This is a genomic window from Bacteroides sp. RTP31139st1_H2_RTP31139_211217, assembly GCF_040227615.1.
GTDB classification, from domain to species: Bacteria; Bacteroidota; Bacteroidia; order Bacteroidales; family Bacteroidaceae; genus Bacteroides; species Bacteroides uniformis.
Genome location: NZ_JBCNZM010000149.1, coordinates 1 through 11948, shown reverse-complemented (window position 1 = coordinate 11948; position 11948 = coordinate 1). Strand labels below are relative to the sequence as shown.

The 11948-nt window shown below is 47.3% G+C and carries 10 protein-coding genes; 4 read left to right on the top strand and 6 right to left on the bottom strand.

The genetic code is table 11. From position 1 onward, the window contains the following. Window positions 1-1960, bottom strand: a 1960-nt coding sequence (locus ABUA47_RS19160) for an NADP-dependent malic enzyme (protein ID WP_349831905.1), incomplete at its 3' end; no start/stop codon positions are given. A gap of 175 nt (window positions 1961-2135) precedes the next feature. Between ABUA47_RS19160 and ABUA47_RS19155 the strand changes: the two genes are divergently transcribed. Further along, window positions 2136-4640: a family 20 glycosylhydrolase gene (locus ABUA47_RS19155; RefSeq protein WP_035449067.1), complete on the top strand. Its 2505-nt coding sequence runs from the start codon at window positions 2136-2138 to the stop codon at window positions 4638-4640. A gap of 64 nt (window positions 4641-4704) precedes the next feature. Here ABUA47_RS19155 and ABUA47_RS19150 read toward each other — a convergent pair whose 3' ends face one another. Then, a complete protein-coding gene (locus tag ABUA47_RS19150; RefSeq protein WP_005826957.1) occupies window positions 4705-5985 on the bottom strand; it encodes an O-acetylhomoserine aminocarboxypropyltransferase/cysteine synthase family protein in 1281 nt (426 codons plus the stop codon). A gap of 137 nt (window positions 5986-6122) precedes the next feature. On the opposite strand from ABUA47_RS19150, the gene ABUA47_RS19145 reads away from it, so the two are divergent. Then, window positions 6123-7139, top strand: a complete 1017-nt coding sequence (locus ABUA47_RS19145) for an N-acetylmuramoyl-L-alanine amidase (RefSeq protein WP_008665171.1) — start codon at window positions 6123-6125, stop codon at window positions 7137-7139. Window positions 7140-7145: 6 nt separating this feature from the next. Here ABUA47_RS19145 and ABUA47_RS19140 read toward each other — a convergent pair whose 3' ends face one another. Together ABUA47_RS19140 and ABUA47_RS19135 are read right to left on the bottom strand one after the other, a co-directional pair. Continuing rightward, the gene (locus ABUA47_RS19140) at window positions 7146-8042 is read right to left on the bottom strand and encodes a DMT family transporter (protein WP_009038040.1); all 897 of its coding nucleotides are present in this window, start codon (window positions 8040-8042) and stop codon (window positions 7146-7148) included. 342 nt (window positions 8043-8384) lie between these two features. After that, window positions 8385-9242 carry a GyrI-like domain-containing protein gene (locus ABUA47_RS19135; protein ID WP_005832999.1) on the bottom strand — a complete coding sequence of 286 codons (858 nt, stop codon included), beginning with the start codon at window positions 9240-9242 and terminating at the stop codon, window positions 8385-8387. Between the two features lie 193 nt (window positions 9243-9435). On the opposite strand from ABUA47_RS19135, the gene ABUA47_RS19130 reads away from it, so the two are divergent. Beyond that, window positions 9436-10143, top strand: a complete 708-nt coding sequence (locus ABUA47_RS19130) for a TIGR02757 family protein (RefSeq protein WP_022401173.1) — start codon at window positions 9436-9438, stop codon at window positions 10141-10143. Between the two features lie 4 nt (window positions 10144-10147). On the opposite strand, the gene ung is transcribed toward ABUA47_RS19130, so the two are convergent. Further along, window positions 10148-10810, bottom strand: coding sequence for a uracil-DNA glycosylase (gene ung, locus ABUA47_RS19125; protein ID WP_009038043.1), 663 nt, complete (start codon window positions 10808-10810; stop codon window positions 10148-10150). 213 nt (window positions 10811-11023) lie between these two features. On the opposite strand from ung, the gene ABUA47_RS19120 reads away from it, so the two are divergent. After that, on the top strand, window positions 11024-11374 hold the full coding sequence (locus ABUA47_RS19120) for a winged helix-turn-helix transcriptional regulator (protein ID WP_009038044.1): 351 nt from the start codon (window positions 11024-11026) through the stop codon (window positions 11372-11374). 169 nt (window positions 11375-11543) lie between these two features. Here ABUA47_RS19120 and ABUA47_RS19115 read toward each other — a convergent pair whose 3' ends face one another. Further along, the gene (locus ABUA47_RS19115) at window positions 11544-11837 is read right to left on the bottom strand and encodes a YtxH domain-containing protein (protein WP_035449063.1); all 294 of its coding nucleotides are present in this window, start codon (window positions 11835-11837) and stop codon (window positions 11544-11546) included. Between the last annotated feature and the right edge of the window lie 111 nt (window positions 11838-11948).

The following is an 11948-nucleotide window of genomic DNA, read 5'->3' as shown; positions in this document are numbered from 1 at the left end:
GCATATAATCCACTGCTTCGTGTACACTTACCGGACTTCCTTCCTTATCCGCACCGAAGTTGGAGTAACTCAACATGCCCATTACCGGTGTATGATTGAAGAAGCGGACGGTATATTCCGACAGCTTGGCAATGTCAATCAGCGTTTCGGCATTGGGATGACGGTTAATCAGCGTATCTGCCAGGAAGTATGTGCCTTTCTTGGAGTTCAGAATATGCATGGTGCCGAAATGTTTGTATTCTGGACGGATGCCGATGACTTCCTTGGCGACCTTGATGGTATTGCTGTATTTGGTGTAAAGGCCTGTGATGAAAGCGTCTGCTTCACCCGTCTCCACCATCATCATACCAAAGTAGTTACGTTCGAACATTTTGTCGTTGGCTTCTTCGTAAGTGACGCCTTCGCGGGCACGTTTTTCAGATAGAATGCGGGCATAGCGTTCACGGCGCGGCGCTTCATCCGGATGGCGCAGATTTACTATCTCAATACCTTCAAGGCTAAGGTCTAGTTCTTTTGCCAGCTTCTCGATGGCTTCGTCGTTGCCCAATATTATAGGATGGCAGATACCTTCAGCCTTGGCTTCCACAGCAGCTTTCAGCATATTGGGGTGGATGCCTTCGGCAAATACCACACGTTGCGGGTTGCGGCGGGCGGTGTCGTAGAGCTGGCGGGTCAGTTTGCTCTCGTAACCCATCAGCTCACGCAGTTGCAGGCGGTAGGCATCCCAATCTTCGATGTCTTTGCGGGCTACACCGCTTTCCATGGCAGCTTTGGCCACAGCGCAGGACACTTCGGTGATGAGGCGCGGGTCAACCGGTTTCGGGATGAAGTATTCGGGACCAAAAGTGAAGTTGTTTACGTGGTATGCCTCGTTCACCACATCAGGCACGGGCTGCTTGGCAAGGTTGGCAATGGCGTGTACGGCAGCAATTTTCATTGTTTCGTTGATGGCTTTTGCCTGCGTGTCGAGGGCACCGCGGAAGATGTAGGGGAAACCGATTACATTATTAATCTGGTTAGGATAGTCGGAACGACCGGTGGACATCAGTACGTCCGGACGTGCTGCCATGGCGTCTTCGTAAGAGATTTCCGGAGTAGGGTTGGCAAGGGCAAACACGATGGGATGGTCTGCCATGCTGCGAACCATGTCCTGGGTCAACACATTACCTTTTGACAGTCCAAGGAATACATCGGCGCCTTTGATGGCTTCTGCCAGAGTATGTACATCGCGACGGTCGGTGGCAAAGTAACGTTTCTGCTCGGTCAGATTCTCGCGGTCGCTGGTGATGACTCCCTTACTGTCCAGCATCAGGATATTCTCACGGCGTGCACCGAGCGCTTCATACAGTTTGGTACATGAGGTGGCGGAAGCCCCGGCACCGTTTACGACGATTTTCACTTCCTCTATCTTCTTGCCTGCCACTTCCAGGGCGTTCAGCAATCCTGCGCTGGAGATGATGGCGGTGCCGTGCTGGTCGTCGTGCATCACGGGGATGTCCAATTCCTCTTTCAGGCGGCGTTCTATTTCGAAACATTCGGGTGCTTTGATGTCTTCCAAGTTGATACCTCCGAATGTTGGGGCAATAGCCTTGACAGCTTCGATGAACTTGTCGGGGTCTTTTTCATTTACTTCGATGTCGAATACGTCGATACCGGCATAAATTTTGAACAACAGACCTTTACCCTCCATGACGGGTTTGCCGCTGAGGGCGCCAATATCGCCCAGGCCGAGCACGGCGGTTCCGTTGGAGATGACAGCTACCAGATTGCCTTTTGCTGTATATTTATATGCATCTTGCGGGTTTTTCTCAATTTCGAGGCACGGTTCTGCAACGCCCGGAGAGTAGGCGAGAGAAAGATCGGTTTGTGTACTGTAAGGCTTGGTGGGTACTACTTCAATCTTACCCGGTTTGCCTTGCGAATGGTAGAGCAAGGCTGCTTCTTTGGTTATTTTAGCCATGGTAGAATAGTTAAATTGGTTATAATTTGGCTGCAAATGTAGGTATAAAAGTTCTAAATTGTAGCTCGCTGTCAATAAAATCTATTACTTTTATCAGTTAATTAGCTTAAAATGCTTATTTTTGGCATCAGATTTTAGAGATTACCCCCATTTATTAACTTAACACATGAGTTGCATGAGAATTTTGAAACTTCCTCTGGCAGGATTATTATTTTGTGTAATGGCACTATTTGCTGGATGTAAAACGAGTAATGAACCTAAGGCACCGGTTGCTCTGACCTGGGAAATGGGTGCAAGTGACATCGAACCCGGATATTATGAGAATACCTTTATTCTCAAGAATATCTCTCAAAAACCTCTAAAAAAGAACTGGACGATTTACTATTCACAGCTTCCCCGAGGGGTGAAGCAGGAAGGAGCCTCTGAAGTGAAGGTAGAGGTAGTGAACGGTAATTTTTTCAAAATGTATCCGACAGACGAATTTGCTCCGCTGGCTCCCGGTGATTCCATGCGGATCACTTTCCTTTGCACTTACAAGCTGGACCGGAACTCCCATGTACCGGAAGGAACTTATTGGGTGGAGACTGTGGATGGTAAAGAGGGCAGTCCGTTGCCCGTGGCTTTGAAGGCGCTGCCGCTTCCTTCTCCCGAGTCAATGAGCGGCTATCCGGATGCGACTAAGATTTATGAATCCAATCTTCGTTTGGCTGGTGCTCCTGCTTTGGTGCAGTCAGACATTCTTCCGTCTGTAAAGAAAGCGGTAGCCATTGAAGGCGATAATGTCGTATTGGAAGGTAAGGTAGCTTTGGCATTTCCGGAGAACTTTGCCGGTGAAGCCAAGTTGCTGAAAGAGAAACTGACAGGTTTGTATGGTTTGGAAGTTGTCGGAAATGCTTCCGTGAAGATTGTGCTGGAAGAACTGCTTGATAGGAAGGAGGCTGTAAATGATGAATATTATACTATCAATATAGATGACAACCTGATAAAAATCAGTGCTGCCACTCCTCATGGCATCTTTAATGGTACACGGACACTTTTGTCAATGTTGAAGGACAAGCAGACACCTTATTTGCTGGAGGCAGTCTCCATTCGGGATTATCCGGACTTGGCATATCGTGGACAAATGATAGATATTGCCCGTAATTTCACCGCTCCGGAGAACTTGAAGAAACTGGTGGATATTTTTGCATCTTATAAATTGAATGTCCTGCATTTCCATTTTTGTGATGATGAAGCCTGGCGTTTGGAGATTCCTGGTTTGGAGGAACTGACTGCTGTGGGTAGCCGTCGCGGGCATACCACTGACGAAAGCCAGTGCCTCTACCCATGTTATGACGGTGGCTATGACCCTGATGCAAAGACTGTAGGCAATGGATATTATAGCCGCGAGGAATTTATTGATTTGCTGAAGTATGCTGCCGAAAGACATGTCCGCATTGTTCCGGAAATAGAATCTCCGGGGCATGCCCGCGCTGCCATTGTCTCCATGAAGGCACGCTATAACAAATATTTTGAAACTGATCCGGGGAAAGCTACAGAATATATGTTGAGTGAACCGGAAGATACTTCACGTTATGTTTCTGTACAATATTATACGGACAATGTGATGAATGTCGCCTTGCCTTCTACCTACCGTTTTATGGAGAAGGTGATTCAGGAACTTAATGCGATGTATCAGGAAGCCGGTCTTTCATTGTCCACAGTGCATTTGGGTGGTGACGAAGTGCCTCGCGGCGTGTGGATGGGCTCTCCGAAATGCCAAGAGCTGATGAAGGAAAAAGGCATGACGAAAGCTCATGATTTGTCGGAGTATTTCATTACGCAAATGGCAGATGTGATGCAGAAGAACGGACTGAAATTCAGTGGTTGGCAGGAAGTTGCTTTGGGGCATACCGAAGAGGCTCATCAACAGTTGAGGGGCCAGGCTGCCGGTGTGTATTGCTGGAATACTGTACCGGGCTCTGATGAAGTGGTTTATCAGACAGCCAATAACGGTTACCCGGTCATCCTTTGCAACGTGGGCAATTTCTATATGGATATGGCTTACAATGGTCATCCGGACGAGCGTGGACTCGATTGGGGAGGTTATGTGGATGAGTCTGTCTCTTTCTCTATGCTTCCTTTCAGCATTTATCGTTCGCTGCGTGTGGATATGGCAGGCAATCCCATTGATTTGAATAATGCGGAAAAGGGGAAGACTGCTTTGACAGAGATAGGCAAGAAACATATTATGGGTGTACAAGGGCAATTATTCGCCGAAACTATCCGTAGTTTTGATGGCGTGGAATATCTTCTCTTCCCGAAAATCTTAGGGCTGGCAGAACGTGGCTGGAATGCTCATCCGGTATGGGAAAACCTGTCCGGCGTGCGGGAGCAGCAGGCTTTCAATCAGGCTTTGGCACTTTATTATGAGAAAATCAGCAAGAGTGAAATGCCTTATTGGGCAAAGCATGGGATTAACTTCCGCTTGCCTCAGCCGGGATTATTGGTAAAAGATGGAAATCTGTATGCTAATGTGGCCATTGATGGGGCTGAGATACGTTATACGACTGATGGGTCGGAACCTACTGCCCAGTCAACCTTATGGAAAGAACCGGTGAAGTGTGGTTCCCTGGTAGTGAAAGCAAAGACCTTCTACCAAGGCAAGGAAAGTTTGACGATTATATTGAATGTTGAGTAATAGAGAATATTGAAATGAAAAGGGAGTACATTGTCCGAAAATGCACTCCCTTTTGTCTATTCCTTTAGGCGTTCAGCGCTTGTTCGATGTCGGCAATAATATCCTCTGCATTCTCTATACCTACCGAGAAGCGAATCAGGTCGGGGCGTACACCTGCCTCCATCAGTTGCTCGTCTGTCAACTGGCGGTGTGTATGGCTGGCTGGGTGTAGCACGCAAGTACGTGCATCGGCCACATGAGTCACAATGGCCGCCAGTTTCAGTGAATCCATAAACTTGATAGACTCTTCCCGTCCGCCCTTCAAGCCGAAGGTGACAACGCCGCAAGAGCCGTTCGGCATGTACTTCTGTGCCTGCTCGTAGTATTTGTCGCCCGGCAGACCACAATAATTCACCCAAGCCACTTTGTCGTTCTGGGCAAGATACTCGGCTACCGCTTGTGCATTCTTGCAATGTTGGGGCATACGCAGGTGCAGTGTTTCCAGACCCAGGTTCAGTAGGAATGCGTTTTGTGGAGACTGGATGCTGCCCAGGTCGCGCATCAGTTGGGCTGTAGCCTTGGTGATGTAAGCCATTTTGCCGAAGGCTTTCGTATAAGTCAGTCCGTGGTAAGACTCGTCCGGGGTGCACAGTCCGGGGAATTTGTCGGCGTGTGCATCCCAATCGAAGTTACCGCTGTCTACAATGGCTCCACCTACGCTGGTGGCATGTCCGTCCATGTATTTGGTGGTAGAGTGTACTACGATGTCGGCACCCCACTCAAACGGACGGCAGTTGATGGGGGTAGGGAAGGTGTTGTCCACAATCAAGGGCACGCCGTGGCTGTGGGCAATGCGGGCAAACTTCTCTATATCGAGCACTTCGAGCGTAGGGTTGGAGATGGTTTCGCCGAATAGGGCCTTGGTATTGGGGCGGAAAGCAGCGGAAATTTCTTCCTCGCTGGCATCCGGGTTGACGAAAGTGACGTCGATGCCCAATTTCTTCAAAGTTACTCCGAAGAGGTTGAATGTTCCGCCATAGATGGTAGAGGAGCAAACAAAATGGTCTCCTGCCTGGCAGATATTGAAAATGGCATAGAAGTTGGCTGCTTGTCCGCTGGATGTCAGCATAGCGGCCACACCACCTTCGAGGGCGGCAATCTTGGCGGCTACTGCATCGTTCGTAGGGTTCTGCAGGCGGGTATAGAAATAGCCGCTGTCTTCAAGGTCGAACAAGCGTGCCATCTGTTCGCTGGTATCATATTTGAAAGTTGTACTTTGATAGATGGGGAGTACACGGGGCTCGCCCTTTTTAGGAGTCCATCCGGCTTGTACGCACAGCGTCTCCGGCTTGAATTGCTTTGCCATAATGTTATCTGTTTTAAAAGTTTCTTATCTATTATCGCGTAAGTTGTCGCAAAAGTAGGGAAAAAATTATAATTTTGTGCTTAAGTATGGTAAAATGCTATAAATTAGCGGCTGGAAATTTGTAGCGAACCGAATAAATGATGAATAATTGGAATATGAAACGCATATTTTGTTTACTGACCATCCTCTTTTGTACTTTGTTTGCTTTTAATGCTTCGGCTCAGGAAGAGCGGGATAGTCCGAGACGTGGAGAAGGAATCTCTGTTTTCCTGGAACGTAACAAGCGCCCGGGGAGAGCCTATTATAAGGAGTTTTTGGAGCTGAACAAGAAACTTCTTAAAGGGAAGGAGGAATTGCGGCTGGGAGTGAAGTATGTACTGCCCCCATTATCAAAGCCGGTTGGCAATGGGAAGAAGACAATCAATGAACCTTTGTTCGGGAAAGCGCTTGCCAGTGTAAAAGTGACATCCAACCGTTTGCAGGGCGCTTGTTTTTATGTAGTGAGCGGGCATGGAGGCCCCGACCCCGGAGCTATCGGCAGAATCGGCAAAATAGAACTGCATGAAGATGAGTATGCGTATGATGTGGCTTTGCGCCTTGCCCGTAACTTGATGCAAGAGGGGGCGGAAGTCCGTATCATTATCCAGGATGCTAAAGACGGAATCCGTGATGACAAGTACCTTTCCAACAGCAAACGTGAGACGTGCATGGGAGCTCCCATACCCTTGAACCAAGTGGCACGTCTCCGGCAACGTTGCGCCAAAATCAATGAGTTTTACAAGAAGGACCGCAAGAACTATAAATATTGCCGTGCCATTTTTCTTCATGTGGACAGTCGCAGTAAGAGCCATCAGACCGATGTGTTCTTTTACCACTCTAAAAGCAAGCCCGACAGCAAGCGTCTGGCTAAGACCATGAAGAAAACTTTCGAATCGAAATATGACAAGCACCAGCCCAACCGTGGGTTTACCGGAACTGTCAGCGCACGCAATCTTTATGTGTTAGCCAATACTTCTCCCGCTTCCGTATTCGTGGAATTGGGAAATATCCAGAACACTTTTGACCAGCGCCGTTTTGTAATCAGTTCGAACCGCCAGGCCTTGGCCAAGTGGATGATGGAGGGTTTCATCACGGATTATAAAAAGGCGAAATAAGGACAATCAACTCTCACTCTCCTTTTTCTTTTCGTGTACCACCACGACTGTAACGGCCGTTATTATCAGCGCCATGCCGATGGCGCTGGCCGGTGTGAAGCTTTCATTGAATATCAGGCAACCGATAACTACGGCTGTCAGAGGTTCCAAGGCCCCGAAAATGGAAGTCAGTGTAGGCCCTATGTATTTAATGGCTTTTACCAGGGTGATGTTGGATATAGCTGTTGCCGGCAGCGCCAGTCCGAGAATATTCAGCCATGTGTAGGTATCATTGGCCAGCCGGATGCCTCCGGTCAGATATCCTCCTATAATAAAGAACAAGGCTCCCAGCCCCATTACGTAGCATGTCAATGCAGTGGAGGGAATCTGCACGGCACGGCTCTTCCTTACTCCTACGATATATCCTCCATAAAAGAATACGGACAGACCGGCAGCAATCAGCCCGATGGTCGTGTTTCCTCCTTCAAAGTCTATTTTGCCGGATGACAAAAGTCCAGCTCCGCTTAGTGACACCAACACGGCAAACAGAATGGCGAATGACCTCTTTTCTCCGAAAAAGCCCATCATGGCCAGTGCCACGGCCAGCGGATACATGAAATGAATGGTGGATGCCACTCCGCTGGATATGTTCTGATAGGCGATGACCAGACTGAAGGAGGTAGCTGCTCGGAGCAGGCTGAGGATGAACACCGTTCCCCAGTCTTTCCTGCTGATGCGGAATGTCTCGCCCAGCATAATGCCGAAAACGACCAAGGTAAGTGAAGCTATTCCCCATCGGTAGGCCAATACTTCGAAAGAGGAGAAGCCCGCAAGGAGTAATGAAATGGTGAAGAAAGGAGCCAGCCCGAAGGTGGCAGAGGAGAGAGCCGCATATATAAACCCTTTTATGGAAACATTTTGCATTTTTTATCTTGATTTTAATGGAGATTTTAAAATTATCTGTTTGCGTCAATTGCTTGATTCGCATTGCGTCGTGCAAAATTAATGAATAAAAACAAGCATACAGACAAGGGAGTGTCCCTTTTTTACAATACAGTATAGATATGGGTATCTAATATAGTATCGACCGGCTTGCCTGATATTTATTCGTTCCATCATGAGGTAAAAATCATTCCACCGCGGAGTAAAAATCGTTCCACCATGGTGGAACGATTTTTACTCCATGGAGGAACGAATACTTGTTCGCTGTCCGGCTCCTAAACTCTTCCGGGGAGAAAGTCTGATAGCTCCGGCAGAACAGTTTGCCTACTCTACCGGAATATAAATCTCTGTCAACAGTTCCTCCGGCGCCGTATCTGCGGGGTTGTTCAGGTAACGTTCCGCACTGGACTCATCCCGTAAGCTACATTCCATTTCGGGGATATACTTCCCGTAGATGGTATCGTATACGGCCTGCAGATGTTCGTATGGACCTTTGTATAGGAATATGGCATAGCGGCCTGCCGCGAGCTGTTTAAATCCTATGTCTCCTTTGGCCGTTGCAAATGAGGGTAGGACCATACATACATCGGTACGCAGCTTTTCAGCGGGTGTCACTTTGGGGTCATCGTGATAGATACAGTAGGGCATCACTTCTCCCATAGGCAGTTTTTCTTCCTGGATGAACTGGCAAAGGCGCATCCATGCGCTGCAATAGTCGTTCAGTTTATAGTCGCCAAAGAGGCGGAGGTAAATTACATTTCGGGCAGGAACTTCTTTGATTTCGTGTTTCAGTTCCAGTTCCGGACGAATAATGGCTGGTTTCATAATTACAAAGTTTTTATTGTTACGATACTCTAATGGTGAAATGCCATAGAACTGCTTGAATACTTTTGACAGTGACGAGGGCGAAGAGTAGCCTATACGGTAGGCTATGTCCGCTATCGGCATGTCCGAGTAACGAAGCAACCGGGCAGCGGCTTCGGTACGCGTCCGGACAATGAACGTACCGACGGGTTCACCCAGGAAAGCTTTCATGATGCGGTGGAAGTAGAAGGGAGAGAAATGGGAAATCCTGGCCAAAGATTTCAGGTCAATTTCTTCTCCGAGGTGCAGATTTATATAATCCACTACTGCGTTCACGCACTTTTGGTATTCCTCCTGGGTTGTCTTTTTCTGTTGCATGGTTCTATTGGGCTTTTTCATGTTGCAAAAATAGGAGGAAAAGAAATAGGTTACTTGTCCGATGTTGCTATAAATGCAATATCTTTAAATAAGATAAGCTATATCCCGGCACAACTTTTTCGTGCAAGCATGAAAGTTTTGCATTCGATTTGCAATATCTTTGCATTTCAGATGAAAAAACAAATGCTTGCAGATGACCGAGGAGATTAAAAGACAACTTTGGGAGTGGGCGGCGGCCTATCATTGCGCCGGCTTCATTCAGAACGACCCCGTACAGTTTCCACATCGCTATGAACGGAAGCAGGATATTGAAATCAGTGGGCTGCTGACTGCCATCATGAGTTTCGGCAACCGTAAGCAGATATTGAAAAAGGCTGATGAGTTGCATAGGTTGATGGGGGTATCACCTCATCAATACGTGTTGTCCTGCCGATGGAAGAATGACTTCCCTGCTACGGACAGAAGCAGTTTTTACCGAATGCTTTCTTATGCTGACTTTCATTCCTATTTCAGGCGTTTGCATGCTGCCTATTCTGCTTTTGACAGTCTGGAGGATGCCTTATGTACGTATGCAGGTAATCCGATGGAAAGGTTATGCGCATTTTTGGAAGTCTCGGCAAAGAGCCCCCAGAAGAAACTGAACATGTTTCTGCGCTGGATGATAAGGAAAGGTCCGGAAGTGGATTTTGGTATTTGGGAGAGATTTGATTGCAGGGACCTGATTGTGCCTTTGGACACGCATGTCTGCCGTGTGGCCTATGCTTTGGGACTCACCGAGACAGAAACATTTTCTTTGAAGAATGCCCGCCGGATTACTGAAGCTCTGGCAGAGGCCTTTCCGGACGACCCGTGCCTGGGGGACTTTGCTTTGTTTGGAAGCGGAGTTAGCGGAGTATTGTAGCGTGTTACCAGTCTATTTCTTGTATCCCTCTGCTCCGTAAGAAATCGTTGGCTTTACTGAAGTGCCTGCAACCGAAGAATCCGTATTCGGCAGAACGTGGGGACGGATGGACGGTAGTCAGAATCAAGTGTCTGCTGCTATTGATTAAAGCGGCTTTTTCTTTGGCGTACGCTCCCCAAAGCATGAATACAAGATTCTCCCGTTCTTCACTCAGTTTCTTGATAACAGCGTCTGTGAAGATTTCCCATCCCATGTTCCGGTGCGAGCCGGTTTCGTGGGCACGTACTGTGAGGACGGAATTCATAGGAAACACGCCTTGCGCTACCCAACGGTCCAGATTTCCGGAAGTCGGAATGGGCTTTCCCAAGTCCTGATGTATTTCCTTGAATATGTTTGCCAGAGAACCGGGAATGGCTATTCCTTTCGGTACGGAAAAGCAGACTCCATAATACTGACCGGGATTAGGATAAGGGTCTTGTCCGAGTATGACGACTTTCACTTTCTCGAACGGGCAAGAGTTGAAGACGTGGAAAATTTGATGGCCGGGAGGTAGCACGTTGGCATGTCCATACTCACTTTTTACAAATGCTACCAGCTTCTCAAAATAAGGTTTGTCAAACTCCTCTTGCAGGCGTTTTCTCCAGCTTTCTTCTATTTTTACGTTCATAAGAGTCTTGCAGTTACATATGAATAGGAAACGATGTTGCAAAAATACAAATAATCCGGATGAGGCAGATGCATTTACGAGTATAAAGAATGTTTTAATTATCGTATGAAACGATAGTTATTTTGAGTAAGTTTATTACTTTTGTGGTGCAATGCCGGACACTAAGCATAAAGCCGTCATTGTTGAGGTTGAACTGATTGGTAAAATAAAGGAATGGAAAATTTTCATCGTATGGATGCTTGTCCGGTACGGGATGTACTGAGCAGGTTGGGAGACAAATGGACAATGCTTGTGCTGGTCACACTGAAAGCGAATGGAACGATGCGCTTTTGCGATATACAGAAAACCATAGGGGATATTTCCCAGCGGATGCTGACGGTTACATTGCGCTCATTGGAGACGGACGGGCTGATTGTCAGGAAAGTCTATGCGGAAGTTCCTCCTCGTGTGGAGTATAACCTTACAGAAACCGGATGTAGCCTGATGCCGCATATCGAATCTTTGGTAGGATGGGCATTGGAGCATATGAATGATATTTTGAATCGGCGCAGTCTGCAGAACTGATGGGTCGATATGCAAAGAGGGTGTGTCGAAACTGGTATTCACCACAGATTACACAGATTTGCACAGATAAGCATCTTTGATTATCAGTAGATTAAGCTCATTCTGTGTTAATCCGTGTAATCTGTGGTGAATTTTGACACACCCCTTCAGAAGTTTCCAAGTGCTTGTTTTATTTCTTAGCATCGGCAAAATTGTGAACCTTGTTTTTCAGATTGTCAGCTTTCTCTGCGGCCTCATGGGCCTCATGGGCCATCTTGTCTGCTACTTTGGTGCCAACGTGCAATGCTTCTTCTTCAGCAGTGTTAATGAACTCCTTGGCTTCGCCACTTGCTTTGTGGATGGCACGGCATATGGCATCTTCCAGCTTTTTAGCTTTCTCCGTACGGGAGAAGTGGTAGGCCAATGCACCGGCAACCGAACCTATTCCCAGTCCAATCCAGAAATTAGAATCTTTACATTTCATAATCAAGTCAGTTTTTAATAGTTAAAGTTAGAATCAATTCTGATGAGACAACATACTTGCCAAAGATTGGTTCATCCGGCGGGAAAGGAATTAATAACAATTTACTTTTGT